A 21,564-nucleotide genomic window follows, 5' to 3' on the forward strand; every position below is an offset into this window, starting at 1 on the left:
GATGAAAAAATTACAACTCGTAAAGATCTTTGTAATACCCATCAACGGATTTTTTCCACGTAAATCGTTTTCTTTTGGCTGCTTGTTGAATTTTTTTCCATCGCGGCTTATCATCTTTAAAAACAGTAATGGCTTCGTCGAAAGCTAAAAGCATATTCTCTATTTTTTCATCGAAAGTTTTACCGTCAAAAGAAAAGCCCGTTTGCATATGACTTACCGTATCTTTTAAGCCACCTGTATTATGAACCAAACATGGATTGCCATTTCTCATGGCTAACATTTGACTTATTCCGCAAGGTTCAAATAAACTTGGCATAAAATACAAATCGCACTCTAAATACATAGAGTCGATTAAGTTTTCTGATTGCCCGTTAGTAAATATAAAATTGCAATTTTCGTAGCTAATTTTTCTAAACAATTCTTCATATTCTGGAGCACCCGTACCCAACAACATAAATATACCGTCTACCGCTTTTAACTTCTTTAAAATCTCAACGAATGCCTCAGGATTTCTTTTAAAGAAGTAAAATTTTTGTTCTGTTAACCGGGCAATGCTTGCTACAATAAATTTTGGCTTATTCTTTCCTACATACTTCATTATTTTTTCACCGGTATGGGCTAAGAAATCAGCTTTGTACTTTTTGTTTTCATCTTGCAACCATTTAAACAGTGCTTTTACCGTATTGCGATAGATTTCACCTTTGGCCTCTGTATTAATATTAGTGTAGTTACATCCATTTAAAATTCCGAATAATCTACCTTCCTTATGAGCTTGTTGTAAATCTTTTTCTAACCCTTCTCCTCCTATAAATTCTGGTGGTGAACTGGCTTTCATTACATCTTTCATATAAGATGGTGAAACGGTATGAACTGCGTCTGCAAAACGAATACCTACTGCCATTAAATTAATACAATCTTGGTAGCGGTAATCCATTAATCCTTTGGTATCAATGGCCATATCTGGAAACCAATTTCTTATAGAAGAATAATTATCTGAAAAAGGTCTTATACCCTGTATAGCCAAATTATGAATACTATAAACAAACCTAATATCTTTTAGGAGCTTATAATCGGCATGGTATTCTCTTAAAAACAATAATAGGCTTGAGTGCCAATCGTGCAAATGAATTACATCTAACTTACCAAAAGCTCCTTGTTTTATTGCTGCAGCAAGTGCCGTATTAAAAATGATGTATTTTATAGCATCTGTAAAGAAGGGTTCCTCAGGATCATCATGATATATATGTGCTATACCACCTGCCTCAATTTCTGGGTGATGAATTACATAATGGTGTATGTTTTCATAACTTTTTTTACCGGGAACTTCATATAAATCAGCATGGTAAGTGGTACCTCTTAATTCAAAATTTAAAGAGGTTTTAAAAGTACCATTTAAATGAAGTCTTGAGTAAGAGGGTACAACTACATGAACTTTATCTCCTCTTTCTGAAATTTGTCTAGGTACATCTCTAACGACATCACCCATACCCCCAGCTTTACATTTAGGTATGCCATCATTTTCGGCTGCGGCAAATAAAAAAGTATTCATTTACGTGTTGATTGTTTTCTAAAAGATAGGATAATAATAGGGCAAAAAAAAGCCTTTCCGAATAGGAAAGGCTAAATTTTTTATTGAGATACTTTAAAAGCTTTCTCTTTTGGATAGTAAGCAACATCTCCGAGCTCTTCTTCAATGCGTAAGAGCTGGTTATATTTTGCCATACGATCACTACGTGACGCAGAACCAGTTTTTATTTGGCCAGTATTTAAAGCCACTGCCAAATCGGCAATAGTATTATCTTCTGTTTCTCCAGAACGATGACTCATTACAGAAGTATACCCTGCATTTTTAGCCATATTAACAGCTGCAATAGTTTCGGTTAAGGTACCTATTTGATTCACCTTAATTAAAATGGAGTTTGCTATGCCATTTTCAATACCTCTAGAAAGTCTTTCTACATTAGTAACGAATAAATCGTCGCCAACTAATTGTACGTTTCTGCCCACCTTGTCTGTTAACATTTTCCATCCATCCCAATCATTCTCATCCATACCATCTTCTATAGAAATAATTGGATATTTTTCACAAAGGTCTGCCAAATACTGTGCTTGTTCTTCTGAAGTTCTTACTACACCTTTATCACCCTCGAATTTGGTGTAATCATATTTACCATCTACATAAAACTCTGCAGAAGCACAATCTAAAGCAATCATGACATCATCACCCAATTTATAACCAGCTTTGTCAACTGCTTTTGCAATGGTATCTAGGGCATCTTCTGTACCACCTTCTAAAGTTGGTGCAAAACCTCCTTCATCACCAACCGCAGTACTTAAACCTCTATCATGTAGCACTTTTTTAAGGTTATGAAAAATCTCTGTACCCATTTGCATTGCATGACTAAAGTCGTTTGCTTTTACGGGCATTACCATAAACTCTTGAAAAGCTATAGGTGCATCTGAGTGAGAACCACCATTTATAATGTTCATCATTGGAACAGGAAGTGTGTTAGCACTAACACCACCCACATATCTATATAATGGCATGCCTAACTCTTCAGCCGCTGCTTTTGCCACAGCTAATGAAACACCCAAAATTGCATTTGCACCTAACTTTGATTTATTTGGTGTGCCATCTAAATCTATCATGGTTTGATCGATAAAATTCTGTTCAAAAACAGAAGTTCCAATCAATTCTTCTGCAATCACTGTATTTACATTATTTACAGCCTGACCAACACCTTTACCCATATATGAAGAACCTCCATCACGCAATTCTACAGCTTCATGCTCCCCAGTGGAAGCGCCAGAAGGAACTGCTGCTCTACCTAATATTCCATTTTCAGTAATAACATCAACTTCAACTGTTGGATTACCTCTTGAATCTAAAATTTGTCTAGCGTGAACGCCAAGGATTATACTCATTATCTCGGTTGTTTTTTAATTAACTGTAAATATACAAAAGCTAAAAATGCCAGTAACACATTAAAGTGTATCACTGGCATTCATAACAAAAATATAAACTAATGTTCTTAATTTCTACTGGCCTTTATTGCATCGAAGAAATTATCGAACAAATAATCGGCATCATGCGGACCAGGACTTGCTTCCGGATGATATTGAACTGAAAACACATTTTTGTATTTCATCTTAATACCAGCCACCGTACCATCATTTAGATGCGTATGTGTTACCTCCAAATCTGGATTAGCCTCTGTCTCTTCTCTATTGATTGCAAAACCGTGATTTTGAGAAGTTATTTCACCTTTACCGGTTATCAGATTTAATATTGGATGATTGATTCCTCTATGACCATGATGCATTTTATATGTAGAAACTCCATTTGCCAAAGCCAAAACTTGATGACCCAAACAAATACCAAATAAAGGTTTATTGGTTTTCAAAATATCCTTTGTAGCTTCTATAGCTTCGGTTAAAGGTTCTGGATCACCTGGCCCATTAGATAGAAAATAACCATCTGGGTTAAATTCAGCCATTTCATTTTGTGTAGCATTATAGGGGAATACTTTAATGTAAGCTCCACGTTTAGCTAAATTTCTAAGAATATTCTTTTTTATACCGATGTCTAAAGCAGAGATACGGTATTCTGCATTTTCATCACCAAAATAATAGGGCTCTTTTGTTGACACCTTAGAAGCCAATTCTAAACCTTGCATGCTAGGAACTTTTTTTAATTCCTCTTTTAAAGTTTCTACATCATTTACGCTAGTAGAAATAACAGCGTTCATGGCACCATTATCTCTTATGTAACACACCAATGCTCTTGTATCTACATCAGAAATGGCGAATAAACTATTTTCCTCTAAAAACCCGAGCAAACTTTTATCTGCTGCAGGTCTTGAATAATTATAACTAAAATTTTTACAGATTAAACCTGATATTTTTATTGAATCAGATTCAATTTCATCATTATTAGCGCCATAATTACCAATATGCGCGTTTGTAGTTACCATTAATTGACCAAAATAAGAAGGGTCAGTAAAAATTTCTTGGTAACCTGTCATACCCGTATTAAAACATACTTCTCCGAAGGCAGTACCTTCTTTATCACCAACAGCTTTACCGTAAAAAATGGTGCCGTCTTCTAATAATAAAATTGCTTTTTTCTTTTCCCGATATTTCATTGTGCCGTAAAATTTTACAAAAAAACATAAAAAAAAGGATACGTATTAACGTATCCTTTTAATATTATTAATGAATAATCAACATGTTATTCTTCTGAATCATCATTCGCAGTTTCAGCAACAGGTGGCGTTTGAGTAGTCTCTTTAGAACCTCCTCTACTTCTTCTACTTCTTCTTGTTGATTTCTTTTTACCTGTTTCGTAAGTATCATTGAAATCAACTAACTCAATCATTGCCATATCGGCATTGTCACCTAAACGATTACCTAGTTTAATAATTCTAGTATAACCCCCAGGTCTATCACCTACCTTTTCAGCAACAGTACTAAACAACTCTGTAACCGCATACTTGTCTCTTAATTTGCTAAACGCTAATCTTCTGTTGTGCATACCTTTCTCAGTAGTCTGGTTATTTTCAACCTTAGACTTAGTAATAATAGGTTCTACAAATTGCTTCAAAGCTTTTGCCTTTGCTACAGTTGTATTAATTCTTTTGTGCTCAATTAATGAACAAGCCATATTGGCAAGCATTGCCTTACGGTGTGCAGATTTTCTGCCTAAATGATTGAACTTTTTTCCGTGTCTCATTTTTCTAGTTTATCATCTTGCTACCAAATCCTACAATATTTTAGGAGAGCAAAATATGATTAATTAATCTTTATCTAACTTATATTTTGAAAGATCCATACCAAATTGAAGACCTTTATTAATAACAAGTTCTTCTAACTCGGTTAATGATTTTTTACCGAAGTTTCTAAACTTCATTAAATCATTTTTATTGAAACTTACCAAATCACCTAAGGTGTCTACTTCTGCTGCTTTTAAGCAATTAAGTGCTCTAACTGACAAGTCCATATCAACCAATTTTGTTTTTAATAATTGGCGCATATGTAAAGATTCTTCATCATAAGTCTCTGTTTGAGCAATCTCATCAGCCTCAAGGGTGATGCGTTCATCAGAGAATAACATAAAGTGATGAATTAAAATCTTAGCCGCTTCAGTTAAAGCGTCTTTAGGATGTATAGAACCGTCTGAAACGATCTCGAAAATTAACTTCTCAAAATCAGTTTTCTGCTCAACCCTAAAGTTTTCAATACTATACTTAACATTTTTTATAGGAGTAAAAACAGAATCAACTGCAATTGTTCCTAGAGGAGCGTTAGACTTTTTATTTTCTTCTGCTGGCACATAACCACGACCCTTCTCAATGATAATTTCTAAGTTGATTTCAACTTTAGGATCCATGTTACAAATAACCATATCTGGGTTCAATACTTGAAAACCAGAAATGAATTTTTGAAAATCACCAGCGGTAAGTTGTTCTTTACCTGAAACAGAAATCGTTACAGTTTCACTCTCAACATCATCTATCTGTCTTTTGAATCGAACCTGCTTTAGGTTCAATATCATTTCTGTAACATCTTCTACTACTCCAGGAATTACTGAAAACTCATGCTCAACACCATTCATTCTAACAGACGTAATTGCAAAACCTTCTAAAGAAGAAAGCAATACACGTCTAAGCGCGTTCCCAACAGTTAAACCGTAACCAGGTTCCAAAGGACGAAATTCAAATTTCCCTTCGAAATCTGTAGATTCAATCATTATAACTTTATCGGGCTTTTGAAAATTAAGTAATGCCATAATTTTAGACAAATAGTTTTATTTAGAGTATAACTCGACGATTAATTGTTCTTTGATATTCTCAGGAATTTGAAGTCGTTCTGGAGTTGTTACAAAAGTACCTTCTTTTGTGTCATTGTTCCAGGTTAACCACTCGTACACTGAGCTATTGTTTGCCAAAGAATCGTCGATTACTTGTAAAGACTTTGACTTTTCACGAACACCTATAACATCTCCTGGCTTTAAAGCATAAGATGGTATGTTCACTAACTCTCCATTAACTGTAATATGTCTGTGAGATACTAATTGGCGAGCACCTCTTCTAGATGGTGCTATACCTAAACGATATACTACATTATCTAATCTACCTTCACATAATTGTAAAAGTACTTCACCAGTTACACCTTCTTTTCTTTTTGCTTCAGCAAATAAATTTCTAAACTGACGCTCTAAGATACCGTAAGTGTATTTTGCTTTTTGCTTTTCAGCTAACTGAACTGCATATTCTGATTTTTTACCTCTTCTACGATTATTACCGTGTTGTCCTGGAGGGTAATTTTTTTTCTCGAAAGACTTATCGTCTCCGAAAATTGCTTCGCCGAACTTTCTAGCGATTTTTGTTTTTGGTCCTGTATATCTTGCCATTTTCTAAGTTTTTGAAAGTACGATTATGAATTAAGGCTTATCCTTCGATAATCTAAACTGCACCTTCGTAAAAATCCGCCATAGGGCGGATTGTTATAAAATATTAATTAAACTCTTCTTCTTTTTGGAGGTCTACAACCATTATGAGGAATTGGTGTTACATCGATAATCTCTGTAACTTCAATACCTTCATTATGTATTGTACGTATTGCAGACTCTCTACCGTTACCTGGTCCTTTTACGTATACTTTCACTCTTCTTAGACCAGCTTCCATAGCTACTTTTGCACAATCTTCTGCTGCTACCTGAGCTGCATATGGAGTATTCTTCTTAGAACCTCTGAAGCCCATTTTACCAGCTGAAGACCAAGAAATAACATCACCTTTCTTATTTGTTAAAGAGATAATGATGTTGTTAAAAGATGCTACAATATGTGCTTCACCAGTTGCATCAACAACTACCTTACGCTTTTTAGCAGCAGTTTTTGTATTTGATTTTCCTTTTGCCATCTGCTAATTATTATTTAGTAGCTTTTTTCTTATTAGCTACTGTCTTACGTTTTCCTTTTCTAGTTCTAGAATTATTCTTTGTGCGTTGACCTCTTAACGGTAAACCTGCTCTATGACGTATTCCTCTTTGACAACCAATATCCATCAAACGCTTGATGTTTAATTGAGTCTCTGAACGTAACTCACCTTCAATTGTGAACTCTCCTACGGCTTCACGAATTTTACCAATTTGGTCATCATTCCAATCAGACACTTTAATGTCTTCATCTACACCTGCCTTAGCTAATATTTCTTTAGCTCTGCTATTACCGACACCATAAATGTAAGTCAATGAAATTACACCACGCTTTTGTTTAGGTATATCAACCCCTGCAATTCTTGCCATAATTACCCTTGTCTTTGTTTAAATCTAGGATTCTTTTTGTTGATTACGTACAGTTTGCCTTTTCTGCGAACAATCTTGCAGTCTGCACTTCTTTTTTTAATGGATGCTCTTACCTTCATCTTTATGTTCTTAATATCTGTAAGTAATTCTAGCTTTTGTTAAATCGTATGGACTCATTTCAAGCTTCACTTTATCTCCTGGTAGTAATTTAATATAGTGCATACGCATTTTACCAGAGATATGAGCTGTTACAATATGTCCGTTTTCTAATTCTACACGAAACATAGCATTTGACAATGCTTCGATAATTGAACCGTCTTGTTCTATTGCTGCTTGTTTGGCCATAGATTTAAGCTACTTTTCTGTTTTTTCCAGTTTTCATTAAACCATCATAATGTCTGTTCAATAAATAAGAATTTACTTGCTGAACAGTATCGATAGCTACCCCAACCATAATTAATAGTGAAGTACCACCGTAGAACAATGCCCAACCTGCCTGTACGTCCATTAACTTAACTACTATTGCAGGTAAAACTGCTAGTGCTGCTAAGAAAAGAGAACCTGGAAAGGTTATTAATGACATAATCTTATCTAAATAATCACCTGTTTCTTTACCTGGTCTAATACCTGGTATAAAACCACCACTGCGTTTTAAGTCATCAGCCATTTTGTTAGTAGGTACTGTGATAGCGGTATAGAAATAGGTGAAAATAATAATCAGTAATGCAAATAATAAGTTGTACCAGAATCCAAAAATATCTGCAAACTGAACTTCCATCCACTGTCCTGCTTCTGTATTATTAAATGTTTTACCTATTAAACTTGGTGCGAACATTATTGCTTGTGCAAATATAATTGGCATTACACCAGAAGCATTTAATTTAAGTGGAATGTACTGTCTTGAGCCCATTGCATTTTTTTCATAACCACCAGATGCGCTTCTTCTTGCATATTGAACTGGTATTTGGCGCACAGCCATTACCAATAAAACACTTGCCAGTATAACCAAGAACCAAATTATAACCTCAATAAGAATAAACATTATACCCCCAGTATTATTTGTAGTTCTAGACACAAATTCTTGTAAAAAAGATTGTGGCATAGTTGCTATTATACCAATCATAATTAAGAGTGATATACCATTACCAATTCCTTTATCAGTAATTTTCTCTCCTAACCACATGGCAAAAACACACCCAGTTACCAAAATAATAACCGACGGCACTATAAAATCGAGACCTTTTCCTAAAACAAAGGCACTATCTGGAACACCTAGCGCGCCTAAACCATATAAATAAGCTGGTGCTTGCACAATACAAATTGCGATAGTCAACCATCTTGTTATCTGATTTTTTGTTTTACGACCACTCTCTCCTTCTTTATCTAACTTTTGAAGATAAGGTATTGCTATACTCATTAGTTGAACCACAATAGAAGCAGAGATATAAGGCATAATACCTAATGCAAAAACAGATGCGTTAGCAAAAGCTCCACCTGTAAATGCGTTTAAAATACCAAGTATACCTTGTTCTGTATTTGAAGTTAATTCAGCTAATTGAGCTGTATCAATACCAGGAAGCACAACCTGTGCACCAAAACGATACACTAACAACAAACTTAAGGTAACGATAATACGTTGCCTAAGTTCATCTATCTTCCAAATATTTGATATGGTCTCAATAAATTTTTTCATTGTAAAATGATTACAGCGTTATTGCTTCACCTCCTGCTTTTTCAATCGCCTCTTTTGCTGAAGCACTGAATTTGTGAGCTGAAACTTTAATCTTCGCTTTTAATTCTCCATTACCTAAAACTTTAACTAAATCGTTTTTACCAACTACACGATTTTCAATTAAAGCATCTAAAGTAACTTCATCTTTAACAATCTTGTTATCAACCAATTCTTGAAGCTTAGCTAGATTCACAGGTTGGTATTCTTTTCTATTAAAGTTTTTGAAGCCAAACTTAGGTACTCTTCTTTGTAGTGGCATTTGACCACCTTCAAAACCAATTTTCTTTGAATAACCTGATCTTGATTTTGCACCTTTATGACCTCTAGTGGCTGTACCACCTTTACCTGAACCTTGTCCTCTACCTACACGTTTACCGTGTTTATGAGTAGAACCTTCTGCTGGTTTTAAATTGCTTAAATCCATCCTTAATTATCGTTTAGGCTTCAGTAGAAACCAAGTGTTTTACTTTATCTATCATTCCAAGGATTGCTGGTGAGTCATCATGCTCAACAACCTGACCAATTTTACGAAGACCCAAAGCTTCTAATGTTCTCTTTTGGTCTTGCGGCCTTTTAATGGCACTTTTTACTTGCTTAACTTTAATCTTCGCCATTGTAATTATCCTTTAAATACTTTTTCCATACTAATGCCACGTTGTTTTGCTACAACCTTAGCATCTCTTAATTGTAATAATGCATCAAAAGTTGCTTTAACCACGTTGTGTGGGTTAGATGAACCTTGTGATTTTGAAAGTACATCATGAATACCTACTGATTCTAATACCGCACGTACAGCACCACCAGCAATTACTCCTGTACCCTCTGAAGCAGGTTTCATAAATACTTTTGCACCACCATACTTACCCTTTTGCTCGTGTGGTAATGTTCCTTTGTTTAAAGGAATTCTTACAAGATTCTTCTTGGCATCTTCGATAGCTTTTGCTATGGCAGTTGCAACATCTTTAGATTTTCCAAGACCATGACCTACAACACCATTTTCATCACCAACCACAACGATTGCAGAAAAACCAAATGCTCTACCACCTTTAGTTACTTTTGTTACACGTTGTACGCCAACTAAACGGTCTTTTAATTCTAAACCTCCTGGCTTAACAATTTCTACATTTTTATACTTCTGGTACATATGATTTAGAATTTAAGTCCACCTTCTCTGGCACCTTCTGCTAAAGCTTTAACACGACCATGGTAAAGGTTACCTCCACGATCAAAAGCTACAGTTTCAATACCTGCTTTAATTGCCTTCTCTGCAATTGACTTTCCAACTGCGTTTGCTATTTCTGATTTGGTTCCTTTTGAATCCAAACCCTTGTCTCTTGACGATGCAGATGCCAATGTTTTACCATTGTTGTCATCAATCAATTGCACATATATTTCTTTATTGCTTCTGAACACAGACAGCCTTGGACGCGTTTCAGTTCCGAATGAAACCTTTCTAATCCTTCTTCTAATCCGTTGTTTTCTTTCAGATGTTGATAATCCCATTGTTCTGCTTATTAAGCTGATTTACCTGCTTTTCTTCTAATTTGTTCTCCAACGAACTTGATACCCTTTCCTTTGTACGGCTCAGGTTTTCTGAAGGAGCGAATCTTCGCTGCCACAGCACCAACAAGTTGTTTGTCGTGAGATGTCAATTTAACTATTGGATTTTTACCTTTCTCAGAAACAGTTTCTATTTTCACCTCTGGGGCAATATCCATAACAATGTTATGAGAAAAACCAATTGCTAAATCTAATTTTTGTCCTTGGTTGCTAGCTCTATAACCAACACCAACTAACTCTAATTCTTTGGTCCAACCTTTAGTTACACCTTCAATCATATTATTAACAAGAGCTCTATATAACCCGTGTTTAGCTTTATGATCCTTAGAATCTGAAGGTCTTTCCACAGAAATAGTACCTTCTTCTACTTTAAAAGACACACTATCAAAATCTTGGGCTAATTCTCCCAACTTTCCTTTTACAGTGATAGTTTGGTCTTTGATATCAATTGTAACTCCTTCTGGAATTGAAATTGGATTATTTCCTATTCTTGACATCTCTTTATCTTTTATCTCTTAGTATACGTAACACAATACTTCACCACCAACCTTTTCAGCTTTAGCTTGCTTACTTGTCATAACACCATGTGATGTAGAGACAATTGCAATACCAAGACCATTTAAAACTCTTGGCAACTCTTCAGAGCCGGCGTACTTTCTTAAACCTGGTTTACTTACTCTCTGCAATTTTTTAATAATTGGCTCTTTAGTAAACTTGTCATATTTCAAGGCAATTTTAATGTTACCCTGTGCTGAATCCTCTTCAAATTTGTAGCTCAATATATAGCCCTGATCAAAAAGGATTTTAGTCACCTCTTTTTTCAAGTTAGATGCTGGGATATCTACCACTCTATGACCAGCTCTGCTGGCATTTCTAATACGGGTCAAATAATCCGAAATTGGGTCTGTTACCATTTCTCTTCTTTATTATCAGTTTACCAACTTGCTTTTTTAACTCCAGGAATCAAACCTTGGTTTGCCATCTCACGAAAAGTTACCCTTGAAATTCCAAAAGTTCTCATGTAACCTCTAGGTCTTCCTGTTAACTTACAACGGTTACGCATACGTACCGGTGAAGCGTTTTTTGGAAGTTTTTGTAATGCTTCGTAATCACCAGCTTCTTTTAAAGCTTTTCTTTTCTCAGCATATTTGGCTACCGTTTTTGCCCTTTTTCTTTCGCGGGCTTTCATTGATTCTTTTGCCATCTTAATTCTTTTTAAAAGGTAATCCTAGTTCGCTCAACAATGACTTTGCTTCCTGATCCGTATCGGCTGAAGTCACAAATGTGATATCCATACCATTAATACGGTTTATCTTATCTATATTAATCTCAGGAAAAATGATTTGCTCAGTAATTCCTAAATTATAGTTTCCTCTACCATCAAAACCTGTAGCTTTTACTCCGTTAAAATCTCTAACACGTGGTAAAGCTGTGGTTATTAATCTGTCTAAGAATTCATACATGCGCGCTCCACGTAAAGTTACTTTTGCCCCAATTGGCATACCCTTACGTAATTTGAACGCTGCAACATCTTTTTTAGACATTGTAGCTATTGCCTTTTGACCGGTAATCATAGTTAATTCATCAACTGCATGGTCAATTAACTTTTTATCTGCAACAGCAGCTCCAACTCCTCTACTTACAACAATTTTCTGCAATTTTGGAACCTGCATTACATTTTTATAACCAAACTCTTCTGACAAGGTCTTGATTACGCGTTCTTTATACTCTGTTTTTAGTCTTGGAATGTAACTCATGACTAGATAATTTCTCCTGATTTTTTAGAAACTCTAACTTTCTTTCCATCTCTCATTTCAAAACCTACTCTAACAGGTTTACCACCCTCAACTAAGGAAAGATTTGATATGTGTATTGGAGCTTCTTTTTCAACTATACCACCTTGAGGGTTTTGTGCACTTGGCTTTTCGTGTTTTTTTACAACATTTACACCTTCAACAATAGCCTTATTTTTTTCACTATCAACACTCACTACTTTACCTTCTGAGCCTTTGTGGTCTCCAGCAACTACAGTAACGGTATCTCCTGATTTAATCTTCAACTTCATTTTACTTAAAATTTTAAAGTACCTCAGGGGCTAATGAAACAATTTTCATGTATTGCTTATCTCGCAATTCTCTGGCAACAGGACCAAAAACACGGGTTCCTCTCATCTCACCAGTTGGATTTAATAATACACAAGCATTATCATCAAATCTGATGTAAGAACCATCTGGTCTTCTTACTTCTTTCTTAGTACGTACTACTACCGCAGTAGAGACCGCACCTTTTTTTACCGCACCATTTGGAGCAGCTTCTTTCACACTCACTACGATTTTATCTCCTAGCGATGCGTACCTTCTTTTGGTTCCTCCAAGTACACGAATAGTTAGTACCTCTTTGGCACCAGTATTATCCGCAACTTTTAATCTTGATTCCTGTTGTACCATGATTATTTAGCTCTTTCTAAGATTTCAACTAACCTCCAGCATTTTGTTTTGCTTAAAGGTCTAGTTTCCATTATTCTTACCGTATCGCCCTCGTTACAGTCGTTCTTCTCGTCGTGGGCAACATACTTCTTTGTCTTTAAAACGAACTTACCATACATGGGATGTTTCACCCTTTTTACTTCTGAAACTACAATGGACTTTTCCATTTTGTTACTAGTAACAACGCCGATACGTTCTTTTCTTAAATTTCTTACTGTTGTGTTTTCTTCCATAAGGCACAATCGATTATTGTTGTTCCCTTTTAGTTAACTCTGTTGCCAATCTTGCTACTGTCCTTCTAGTGGATCTTATTTGCAATGGATTTTCTAATGGTGTCACCGAGTGCGCCATTTTTAAATCTTCATATTCTTTCTTAACCTCAGCTAGTTTTTGCTGTAGTTCTTCAACCGATAATTCTATAATTTCAGCTTGTTTCATCTTTCTATCAGTTTTTATTATTCAGCAAAATCTCTTGCTACAACAAACTTTGTTCTAACTGGTAGTTTCTGAGCTGCTAAACGCAAAGCTTCTTTTGCCACATCATGCGGAACACCACCCACTTCAAACATAATTCTACCAGGTTTTACCACTGCTACCCAATATTCTGGAGCACCTTTACCTTTACCCATACGTACTTCTAAGGGTTTTTTGGTAATTGGCTTGTCTGGAAAAATCTTTATCCATAGCTGACCCTGTCTTTTCATGTAACGGGTTGCTGCAATACGAGCCGCCTCAATTTGACGGGAGTTAATGAATTTTGAGTCCAAAGATTTTATACCAAACATTCCGTTAGAAAGTTGGTGACCTCTCTGAGAAATCCCTTTCATTCTCCCTTTCTGGGCTTTACGATATTTTGTTCTTTTCGGCTGTAACATCTTCGCTGTCTTTACCTAGTTATTTTCTTCTACGTCTTTTACCACCTTCTTTTTTTCCACCTTTAGAACCTCCTTTTGAAAGTCCAACCAATGGAGAAAGCTCTCTTTTTCCGTAAACCTCGCCTTTCATAATCCATACTTTGATACCAAGTCTACCATAAGTAGTATGCGCTTCATAAAGTGCATAATCAATATCTGCACGAAAAGTAGATAAAGGAATACGACCTTCTTTGTAAGTTTCTGTACGTGCCATTTCAGCACCATTTAACCTACCAGCAATCTGAATCTTTATTCCTTCTGCATTCATTCTAATTGCTGCAGCTATAGCCATTTTTATTGCTCTACGGTAAGAAATTCTACTTTCTATCTGTCTAGCAACACTAGCAGCAACCAAATTAGCATCCAGTTCTGGTCTTTTAATCTCATGAATGTTGATTTGAACCTCCTTATTGGTGATTTTTTTCAACTCTTCTTTAAGCTTATCTACTTCTTGACCTCCTTTACCAATAATAATACCTGGTCTAGCAGTAGTTATTGTAATGGTAATAAGTTTAAGCGTACGCTCAATGATAACTCTTGAAACACTAGCTTTTGCTAAACGAGCGTGAACATACTTTCTGATTTTATCATCTTCGGCTAATTTATCGCCGTAATCATTTCCGCCATACCAGTTAGACTCCCATCCTCTGATGATGCCCAAACGATTTCCTATCGGATTGGTCTTTTGTCCCATATGCTTATGCCGTTGTTTCTGTTACGTTATTTTTTGAGCCCAAAACCAATGTAACATGGTTTGAACGCTTTCTAATTCTATGAGCACGACCTTGAGGTGCTGGTCTTAATCTTTTTAACATGCTTCCGCCATCTACACGAATTTCTTTTACAAACAAATCCGCATCTTCAATGCTAGCATCTTCATTTTTTGCTTCCCAATTAGCAATTGCTGACAACAACAATTTCTCTAACCTTCTAGAAGCCTCTTTTTGATTAAAACGTAAAATAGCTAAAGCCATTTCTATTTGCTTACCACGCACCAAATCAGCAACGAGCCTCATTTTTCGTGGAGAAGTAGGGCAGTTGTTCAATTTTGCGAAAGCTAAATCTCTTTTTTCAGCTTTTATGCGTTCTGCCATTTTTCTTTTTCGAACTCCCATCGCTTACTACTTTTTTCCTTTATTTTTTGCACCTGCGTGACCACGGAATGAACGCGTTGGTGAAAATTCTCCTAATTTATGCCCCACCATGTTTTCTGTTACATAAACTGGAACAAATTGTCTTCCGTTATGCACAGCAATAGTTTGCCCAACAAAATCTGGTGTTATCATCGAAGCTCTTGACCATGTCTTAATCACGGTTTTCTTACCTGACTCCACATTGGCAATTACTTTTTTCTCTAAACTGTGATGAACGAAAGGTCCTTTTTTTAATGAACGTGCCATTTTCTTCTAATTATTTCTTTCTTCGTTCTACAATAAATCTATTACTATCCTTAGTCAAAGAACGTGTTCTGTATCCTTTTGCAGGAATACCGTTTCTTGATCTTGGGTGACCACCAGATGATCTACCTTCACCACCACCCATTGGGTGATCTACGGGGTTCATAACTACTGGTCTAGTTCTAGGTCTTCTTCCTAACCATCTACTTCTACCTGCTTTACCAGACACCAATAATTGGTGGTCAGAATTGGAAATTGCTCCAATTGTAGCCATACAAGTAGCTAAAATCATTCTAGTCTCCCCAGAAGGAAGTTTTATGGTAACATACTTACCATCTTTAGCCATAAGCTGTGCAAACGTTCCAGCACTACGTGCCATTACTGCTCCTTGCCCTGGACGCAATTCAATACATGAAATTACAGTTCCTAAAGGAATTTGACTTAAAGGCATTGCATTACCTATTTCAGGAGCTGCACTTTCACCAGAAACTATTTTCTGACCAACTTGCAAGCCATTCTGAGCGATAATGTATCTTTTTTCACCATCTGCATATTGCACTAAAGCAATAAATGCAGTTCTATTTGGATCGTATTGGATGGATTTTACTTCCGCATCAGCATCAAATCTATCTCTCTTAAAATCTATTACACGATACCTTCTCTTATGACCACCACCTCTATGGCGCATAGTCATTTTACCTTGACTATTTCTACCTCCTGATTTTTTTAACGGAGCAAGCAAGCTTTTCTCCGGCTTATCAGCAGTAATCGCATCAAATCCGTTTACTACTTTAAAACGCTGTCCAGGAGTTATGGGTTTTAATTTTCTAACTGACATTACCCTATATTATAGATTACTATAAAAATCAATGATATCTCCTTCTGCTACATCAACTATAGCTTTCTTCAAGGAGTTAGTCTTACCGTGCTGAATACCAGTTTTGGTATATCTAGTTCTACGGTTAGGACCATAATTTAAAGTTCTTACCTTGTTCACTGAAACCCCGTAAGTTGACTCTACAGCCTCTTTAATTTGCAATTTATTTGCAGCAGGATCTACGTAAAAACCGTACCTGTTAAACAACTCACTGTCAGCGGTCATTTTTTCAGTTATAATTGGTTTTATCAAAACACTCATCTCAACTCTATTTACTTAGGTTTGACTGAATTTCTTTTAAAGCACCTTCTAAAACTACTACGCTTTTGGCGTTAACAATTTTATAAGTATTTAATTCTGTGTTCATTACAACTTCAGAACCCTTTAAATTTCGGGACGACAAATATACGTTATTAGCCTCTCCACCCAAGACAATCAATGATTTTTTATCTTGTATACCTAATGAAGCTAAAAATTGCACAAAATCTTTAGTTTTCGGAGCTTCAAAATTGAAATCTTCAACAACGTACAACTCTTTCTCCTTAGATTTTAAACTAAGTGCTGACTTACGAGCTAGACGCTTTACGCCTTTATTCAATTTTTGAGTATAATCTTTTGGCCTAGGACCAAAAATTCTACCACCACCTCTAAAAACAGGAGACTTTATACTACCCGCACGAGCTGTTCCAGTTCCTTTTTGTTTTTTAATCTTTCTTGTACTACCAGCAATTTCCCCACGCTCTTTAGCCTTGTGAGTTCCTTGTCTCTGGTGTGCCAAATATTGCTTAACATCTAAATAAATAGCATGTTCGTTTGGCTCAATTGCAAATACATCATCAGAAAGCTCAACCTTTCTGCCTGTATCTTTACCTTTTACATCTAATACTGCTACCTTCATCACCTTACTTTTCTATGGTTACGTAAGCATTTTTATGACCAGGAATTGCGCCTTTCACAACTAACAAATTCTTCTCTGGCACAACTTTCAAAATTCTTAAGTTTTGAACAGTTACACGTTCACCACCCATTCTACCAGCCATTCGAAGACCTTTCACAACCTTTGAAGGCGTAGAGGCAGCACCAATAGAACCAGGTGCTCTTAATCTGTTGTGCTGACCATGTGTTGCTTGACCAACTCCAGCAAAACCGTGTCTTTTTACAACACCAGCAAATCCTTTACCTTTAGATGTACCTACCACATCAACAAATTCACCTTCTGCAAACAAGTCAACACCAACGGTGTCTCCTAATTTATACTCTCCTTCAAAATCACGGAATTCAACGACTTTCTTCTTAGGCGCAGCACCAGCCTTTTTAAAGTGACCTTGTTCAGCCTTACTAGTGCGCTTTTCTGCCTTGTCATCGAAACCTAACTGAAGGGCACTATACCCGTCAACCTCATCGGTTCTGACTTGGGTAACCACACATGGTCCAGCTTCGATTACAGTACATGGAATGTTTTTTCCATTTTCATCGAAGATGCTGGTCATGCCGATTTTTCTTCCTATTAACCCAGACATACTATTTAATTATTATTAATTATTGTTTCTTATCTAATTCGCTATCTCTAGAGCAAAAAAATTGGGCCAAAGAAAACATTCTGTGACCCAGATTTTTTTCTTTTTTCCGTTTTTCCTTAGCACGCAGCTAAAGACATGTTAATCTCTTTTTTCTAAAGAGCGTGCAAATTTACACTTTTATTTCGACTTCTACACCACTTGGAAGCTCTAATTTCATTAAAGCGTCAATAGTTTTTGAAGAAGAACTATAAATATCTAGCAATCTCTTGTAAGAACTTAGCTCAAACTGTTCTCTAGACTTCTTATTTACGTGTGGCGAACGCAACACTGTAAATATTTTTTTATTTGTTGGCAAAGGAATTGGACCAGTAACTACTGCCCCAGTTGTTTTTACCGTCTTCACAATTTTTTCAGCAGACTTGTCCACCAAATTGTGGTCGTATGACTTTAATTTAATTCTAATTTTTTGACTCATCTTCTGAAAATTAAGCTGTTACTCCTTTAGCTGCCTTGATAACCTCTTCTGCAATGTTAGATGGTGTTTCTGCATAATGAGAAAACTCCATTGTTGATGTTGCTCTACCAGAACTTAAAGTTCTTAAAGATGTTACATAACCAAACATTTCTGATAATGGAACTTCTGCTTTAATAACTTTTGAACCTGATCTATCAGACATATTATTAACCTGCCCTCTTCTTCGGTTTAAATCACCTACAATATCACCCATGTTTTCTTCTGGAGTTAGAACTTCCAATTTCATAATTGGCTCCATTAACACGGCTTTTGCTTTTCTAGCAGCTTCTTTATAACCTAATTTTGCAGCTAATTCGAATGACAGCGAATCGGAATCTACAGGGTGGAATGAACCATCCTTTAGCGTAACTTTCATACTATCCATTTCAAATCCTGCCAAAGGACCATTCTTCATTGCTTCTTTGAAACCTTTTTCTACAGACGGAATGTATTCTCTAGGAATATTACCACCTTTGATAACATTCACAAATTCAAGACCTTCCTTAGTTTCCTCTCCTGCAGGTTCCATTGTAAATACAATATCCGCGAATTTACCACGACCACCAGTCTGTTTCTTATAAGTCTCTCTATGATCAGCAGATGCTGTAAGCGCTTCTTTATATTCAACCTGAGGTTGACCTTGATTTACTTCAACTTTAAATTCTCGCTTTAAACGGTCAACAATAATATCTAAGTGTAGCTCACCCATACCAGATATAATAGTTTGACCAGAAGCTTCATCAGTCTTAACTTGGAAAGTAGGATCTTCTTCAGCTAATTTTGCTAAAGCCATACCCAACTTATCCACATCAGCTTTAGTTTTAGGTTCTACCGCAATACCAATTACTGGATCCGGGAAAACCATACTCTCTAAAACAATAGGATGCTTTTCATCTGACAATGTATCACCAGTCTTAATATCTTTAAAACCAACAGCCGCTCCAATATCACCAGCAGAAATACTCTCAATGGCATTTTGCTTATTAGAGTGCATTTGGTAGATACGAGATATACGTTCTTTGTTACCTGATCTATTATTTAAAACATAGGAACCAGCTTCTAACGTACCAGAATACGCTCTAAAGAAAGCTAATCTACCAACAAAAGGATCGGTTGCAATTTTAAATGCTAATGCCGAAAATGGCTCTTTTGGATCTGGCTTTCTTGCCTCTTCTTTATCAGTATTAGGATTAGTTCCGACAATTGCTTCCTTATCTAAAGGTGAAGGCAAATAACGACAAACACAATCTAATAAAAATTGTACTCCTTTATTTTTAAAGGCAGAACCACATACCATTGGTATGATACTCATATCCATAACAGCAGCACGCAAAGCAGCGTGTACTTCATCTTCAGTGATTGAATCTTCATCTTCGAAGAATTTCTCCATAAGATTTTCATCATACTCTGCAACCGCCTCAATTAATGCCGCACGATATTCTTTTACTTCATCCTTCATTTCTTCAGGAATATCCACAACATCGAAAGTTGAACCAAAATTATCCTCGTGCCAAACAATAGCCCTGTTCTTAACTAAGTCAACAATACCTTTGAAATCAGCCTCGTCACCAATTGGTAATACAATTGGCACCGCATTTGACTTCAACATATCTTTTACTTGTTGACATACTGCCAAGAAGTTAGAACCTTGACGATCCATTTTATTAACAAAGCCCATTCTTGGTACCTTGTAATTATCTGCAAGTCTCCAGTTAGTTTCTGATTGCGGCTCAACACCATCAACAGCACTAAATAAGAATACTAAACCATCTAATACACGCAAAGAACGGTTAACTTCCACAGTAAAATCAACGTGACCAGGAGTATCAATTATATTAAAATGATAACCTTTAGCATCAGCCGTTGGCTTACCTTGCTCTGTTGGAAACTGCCATGTACAAGTTGTTGCAGCAGAAGTAATGGTAATACCACGCTCTTGCTCTTGCTCCATCCAGTCCATAGTTGCAGCACCGTCATGCACCTCACCTATTTTGTGACTTACACCAGTATAAAAAAGAACACGCTCAGTTGTTGTTGTTTTACCAGCATCAATGTGAGCTGCAATTCCAATGTTTCTCGTAAATTTTAAATCTCTAGCCATTATAATTAAAATCTAAAGTGTGAGAATGCTTTATTGGCCTCAGCCATTTTGTGTGTATCAACTCTTTTCTTAACAGCAGCACCCTCCTCTTTAGCCGCAGCTAAAATTTCAGAGGCTAATTTTTGCGCCATTGATTTTTCGTTACGCTTACGCGCATAACTAATTAACCACTTCATAGCGGTAGAAATTTTTCTATCTGGACGAATCTGCATAGGAATTTGAAAAGTTGCACCACCAACACGTCTACTTCTTACTTCAACATGTGGCATAACGTTAGACAACGCATCCTTCCATAATTCTAAAGCAGTTTTTTCCTCGTCCGTTTTCTTTTGATCTACGATATCAATTGCGTCATAAAATATTTTGAAAGCAACGGATTTTTTACCATCCCACATCATCATATTAACAAAACGCGTCACCAATTGGTCATTAAACCTTGGATCTGGCAACAACGGTCTTTTTTTCGCTTGTCTTTTTCTCATCGAATCTTACTTTTTAGGTTGTTTAGCACCATACTTTGATCGACGTTGCGTTCTACCTGCTACACCAGCAGTATCCAAAGCACCACGTACAATGTGATACCTAACACCTGGTAAATCTTTTACCCTTCCGCCTCTTACCAATACTATCGAGTGCTCTTGTAAATTGTGACCTTCTCCAGGGATGTACGCGTTAACTTCTTTACCATTAGTCAACCTTACCCTAGCTACTTTTCGCATAGCTGAGTTTGGTTTCTTTGGCGTAGTAGTATACACACGAGTACACACCCCTCTTCGTTGAGGACACGAATCCAAAGCAGCCGATTTACTCTTCTTAGTAATTGTGGCCCTTCCTTTTCGTACTAATTGTGAAATTGTTGGCATTATAAATCTATATAATTTCTTAACCCTCTTTTTGAGGGCTGCAAATGTAGAAATAATTAGTTACAAATCAAATGCTGCAAGAAATTTATTTTCTAATTGATTTTGAACCGATTTTTACTATTCTTAAAAACCCTATATATAAGGTATAGAATAGAAAAAACTTTCCCTCAAGTATCCTCATTCATATTAGATTCTAAAACTAAAAAGACTCGCAAATCGATAAAATTCTCAAACAAAGATTTTTAAACAATCTATTCCATAAATCCTAAATATCAACATTGTTAAAACCATTAA

At 36.1% G+C, this 21,564-nt stretch carries 35 protein-coding genes; all 35 read right to left on the minus strand.

Annotated features, from left to right (window positions below):
• Positions 1–10: 10 nt before the first annotated feature.
• The 35 genes from H5V42_RS11875 to rpsL all read right to left on the minus strand — a co-directional run bounded on the left by H5V42_RS11875 (position 11) and on the right by rpsL (position 21,270).
• Positions 11–1,549: a glycogen synthase gene (locus H5V42_RS11875; protein ID WP_185783395.1), complete on the minus strand. Its 1,539-nt coding sequence runs from the start codon at positions 1,547–1,549 to the stop codon at positions 11–13.
• Between the two features lie 80 nt (positions 1,550–1,629).
• Complete coding sequence (eno, locus tag H5V42_RS11880; protein ID WP_185783396.1) at positions 1,630–2,925, minus strand: phosphopyruvate hydratase; 1,296 nt, start codon at positions 2,923–2,925, stop codon at positions 1,630–1,632.
• Between the two features lie 107 nt (positions 2,926–3,032).
• On the minus strand, positions 3,033–4,145 hold the full coding sequence (gene carA / locus H5V42_RS11885; protein ID WP_185783397.1) for a glutamine-hydrolyzing carbamoyl-phosphate synthase small subunit: 1,113 nt from the start codon (positions 4,143–4,145) through the stop codon (positions 3,033–3,035).
• Positions 4,146–4,231: 86 nt separating this feature from the next.
• Positions 4,232–4,732: a 50S ribosomal protein L17 gene (rplQ, locus tag H5V42_RS11890; RefSeq protein ID WP_185783398.1), complete on the minus strand. Its 501-nt coding sequence runs from the start codon at positions 4,730–4,732 to the stop codon at positions 4,232–4,234.
• 63 nt (positions 4,733–4,795) lie between these two features.
• Complete coding sequence (locus tag H5V42_RS11895) at positions 4,796–5,788, minus strand: DNA-directed RNA polymerase subunit alpha (protein WP_185783399.1); 993 nt, start codon at positions 5,786–5,788, stop codon at positions 4,796–4,798.
• A gap of 18 nt (positions 5,789–5,806) precedes the next feature.
• On the minus strand, positions 5,807–6,412 hold the full coding sequence (rpsD, locus tag H5V42_RS11900) for a 30S ribosomal protein S4 (protein WP_185783400.1): 606 nt from the start codon (positions 6,410–6,412) through the stop codon (positions 5,807–5,809).
• A gap of 107 nt (positions 6,413–6,519) precedes the next feature.
• Positions 6,520–6,921 (minus strand): 30S ribosomal protein S11, encoded by a 402-nt coding sequence (gene rpsK / locus H5V42_RS11905; protein ID WP_185783401.1) that lies wholly within the window; start codon positions 6,919–6,921, stop codon positions 6,520–6,522.
• A 10-nt stretch (positions 6,922–6,931) separates the two neighbouring features.
• A complete protein-coding gene (gene rpsM / locus H5V42_RS11910) occupies positions 6,932–7,306 on the minus strand; it encodes a 30S ribosomal protein S13 (RefSeq protein ID WP_185783402.1) in 375 nt (124 codons plus the stop codon).
• Between the two features lie 2 nt (positions 7,307–7,308).
• On the minus strand, positions 7,309–7,425 hold the full coding sequence (ykgO, locus tag H5V42_RS11915) for a type B 50S ribosomal protein L36 (RefSeq protein ID WP_038084689.1): 117 nt from the start codon (positions 7,423–7,425) through the stop codon (positions 7,309–7,311).
• A 10-nt stretch (positions 7,426–7,435) separates the two neighbouring features.
• Positions 7,436–7,651: a translation initiation factor IF-1 gene (infA, locus tag H5V42_RS11920; protein ID WP_026753784.1), complete on the minus strand. Its 216-nt coding sequence runs from the start codon at positions 7,649–7,651 to the stop codon at positions 7,436–7,438.
• Between the two features lie 4 nt (positions 7,652–7,655).
• Complete coding sequence (gene secY, locus H5V42_RS11925; protein WP_185783403.1) at positions 7,656–8,999, minus strand: preprotein translocase subunit SecY; 1,344 nt, start codon at positions 8,997–8,999, stop codon at positions 7,656–7,658.
• A gap of 10 nt (positions 9,000–9,009) precedes the next feature.
• Positions 9,010–9,462, minus strand: a complete 453-nt coding sequence (gene rplO, locus H5V42_RS11930) for a 50S ribosomal protein L15 (protein ID WP_185783404.1) — start codon at positions 9,460–9,462, stop codon at positions 9,010–9,012.
• Positions 9,463–9,475: 13 nt separating this feature from the next.
• Positions 9,476–9,652, minus strand: coding sequence for a 50S ribosomal protein L30 (rpmD, locus tag H5V42_RS11935; RefSeq protein ID WP_185783405.1), 177 nt, complete (start codon positions 9,650–9,652; stop codon positions 9,476–9,478).
• 5 nt (positions 9,653–9,657) lie between these two features.
• Entirely contained in the window at positions 9,658–10,182 is a 525-nt protein-coding gene (gene rpsE / locus H5V42_RS11940; protein ID WP_185783406.1) for a 30S ribosomal protein S5, read from the minus strand.
• 5 nt (positions 10,183–10,187) lie between these two features.
• Positions 10,188–10,541, minus strand: a complete 354-nt coding sequence (rplR, locus tag H5V42_RS11945; RefSeq protein ID WP_185783407.1) for a 50S ribosomal protein L18 — start codon at positions 10,539–10,541, stop codon at positions 10,188–10,190.
• 11 nt (positions 10,542–10,552) lie between these two features.
• Positions 10,553–11,095, minus strand: coding sequence for a 50S ribosomal protein L6 (gene rplF / locus H5V42_RS11950; RefSeq protein ID WP_185783408.1), 543 nt, complete (start codon positions 11,093–11,095; stop codon positions 10,553–10,555).
• A gap of 18 nt (positions 11,096–11,113) precedes the next feature.
• Positions 11,114–11,512: a 30S ribosomal protein S8 gene (gene rpsH, locus H5V42_RS11955; RefSeq protein ID WP_185783409.1), complete on the minus strand. Its 399-nt coding sequence runs from the start codon at positions 11,510–11,512 to the stop codon at positions 11,114–11,116.
• A gap of 20 nt (positions 11,513–11,532) precedes the next feature.
• Entirely contained in the window at positions 11,533–11,802 is a 270-nt protein-coding gene (gene rpsN / locus H5V42_RS11960) for a 30S ribosomal protein S14 (protein ID WP_185783410.1), read from the minus strand.
• Between the two features lies 1 nt (position 11,803).
• Positions 11,804–12,355, minus strand: coding sequence for a 50S ribosomal protein L5 (gene rplE, locus H5V42_RS11965; protein WP_185783411.1), 552 nt, complete (start codon positions 12,353–12,355; stop codon positions 11,804–11,806).
• A gap of 2 nt (positions 12,356–12,357) precedes the next feature.
• Positions 12,358–12,663 (minus strand): 50S ribosomal protein L24, encoded by a 306-nt coding sequence (gene rplX / locus H5V42_RS11970; RefSeq protein WP_229665703.1) that lies wholly within the window; start codon positions 12,661–12,663, stop codon positions 12,358–12,360.
• A gap of 13 nt (positions 12,664–12,676) precedes the next feature.
• Positions 12,677–13,045, minus strand: coding sequence for a 50S ribosomal protein L14 (rplN, locus tag H5V42_RS11975; protein ID WP_185783412.1), 369 nt, complete (start codon positions 13,043–13,045; stop codon positions 12,677–12,679).
• Between the two features lie 2 nt (positions 13,046–13,047).
• Complete coding sequence (gene rpsQ / locus H5V42_RS11980; protein WP_185783413.1) at positions 13,048–13,317, minus strand: 30S ribosomal protein S17; 270 nt, start codon at positions 13,315–13,317, stop codon at positions 13,048–13,050.
• A gap of 13 nt (positions 13,318–13,330) precedes the next feature.
• The gene (gene rpmC, locus H5V42_RS11985) at positions 13,331–13,522 is read right to left on the minus strand and encodes a 50S ribosomal protein L29 (RefSeq protein WP_185783414.1); all 192 of its coding nucleotides are present in this window, start codon (positions 13,520–13,522) and stop codon (positions 13,331–13,333) included.
• A gap of 17 nt (positions 13,523–13,539) precedes the next feature.
• On the minus strand, positions 13,540–13,959 hold the full coding sequence (gene rplP / locus H5V42_RS11990; protein WP_185783415.1) for a 50S ribosomal protein L16: 420 nt from the start codon (positions 13,957–13,959) through the stop codon (positions 13,540–13,542).
• Between the two features lie 19 nt (positions 13,960–13,978).
• Complete coding sequence (gene rpsC, locus H5V42_RS11995; RefSeq protein ID WP_185783416.1) at positions 13,979–14,692, minus strand: 30S ribosomal protein S3; 714 nt, start codon at positions 14,690–14,692, stop codon at positions 13,979–13,981.
• 4 nt (positions 14,693–14,696) lie between these two features.
• Positions 14,697–15,113: a 50S ribosomal protein L22 gene (gene rplV / locus H5V42_RS12000; protein ID WP_185783417.1), complete on the minus strand. Its 417-nt coding sequence runs from the start codon at positions 15,111–15,113 to the stop codon at positions 14,697–14,699.
• 6 nt (positions 15,114–15,119) lie between these two features.
• On the minus strand, positions 15,120–15,398 hold the full coding sequence (rpsS, locus tag H5V42_RS12005) for a 30S ribosomal protein S19 (protein ID WP_185783418.1): 279 nt from the start codon (positions 15,396–15,398) through the stop codon (positions 15,120–15,122).
• 10 nt (positions 15,399–15,408) lie between these two features.
• Positions 15,409–16,233, minus strand: coding sequence for a 50S ribosomal protein L2 (gene rplB, locus H5V42_RS12010; RefSeq protein WP_185783419.1), 825 nt, complete (start codon positions 16,231–16,233; stop codon positions 15,409–15,411).
• A gap of 9 nt (positions 16,234–16,242) precedes the next feature.
• The gene (rplW, locus tag H5V42_RS12015) at positions 16,243–16,533 is read right to left on the minus strand and encodes a 50S ribosomal protein L23 (protein WP_185783420.1); all 291 of its coding nucleotides are present in this window, start codon (positions 16,531–16,533) and stop codon (positions 16,243–16,245) included.
• A gap of 7 nt (positions 16,534–16,540) precedes the next feature.
• Complete coding sequence (rplD, locus tag H5V42_RS12020) at positions 16,541–17,170, minus strand: 50S ribosomal protein L4 (RefSeq protein ID WP_185783421.1); 630 nt, start codon at positions 17,168–17,170, stop codon at positions 16,541–16,543.
• A 4-nt stretch (positions 17,171–17,174) separates the two neighbouring features.
• Positions 17,175–17,792, minus strand: a complete 618-nt coding sequence (gene rplC / locus H5V42_RS12025) for a 50S ribosomal protein L3 (protein WP_185783422.1) — start codon at positions 17,790–17,792, stop codon at positions 17,175–17,177.
• A 169-nt stretch (positions 17,793–17,961) separates the two neighbouring features.
• Positions 17,962–18,267 (minus strand): 30S ribosomal protein S10, encoded by a 306-nt coding sequence (rpsJ, locus tag H5V42_RS12030; protein ID WP_010519396.1) that lies wholly within the window; start codon positions 18,265–18,267, stop codon positions 17,962–17,964.
• 10 nt (positions 18,268–18,277) lie between these two features.
• Positions 18,278–20,407, minus strand: a complete 2,130-nt coding sequence (gene fusA / locus H5V42_RS12035; RefSeq protein ID WP_185783423.1) for an elongation factor G — start codon at positions 20,405–20,407, stop codon at positions 18,278–18,280.
• A 5-nt stretch (positions 20,408–20,412) separates the two neighbouring features.
• Positions 20,413–20,889, minus strand: coding sequence for a 30S ribosomal protein S7 (rpsG, locus tag H5V42_RS12040; protein ID WP_185783424.1), 477 nt, complete (start codon positions 20,887–20,889; stop codon positions 20,413–20,415).
• Positions 20,890–20,895: 6 nt separating this feature from the next.
• Positions 20,896–21,270 carry a 30S ribosomal protein S12 gene (gene rpsL, locus H5V42_RS12045; RefSeq protein WP_045801201.1) on the minus strand — a complete coding sequence of 125 codons (375 nt, stop codon included), beginning with the start codon at positions 21,268–21,270 and terminating at the stop codon, positions 20,896–20,898.
• Positions 21,271–21,564 lie beyond the last annotated feature (294 nt).

It is taken from the genome of Croceivirga lutea (genome assembly GCF_014235875.1).
GTDB classification, from domain to species: Bacteria; Bacteroidota; Bacteroidia; order Flavobacteriales; family Flavobacteriaceae; genus Croceivirga; species Croceivirga lutea.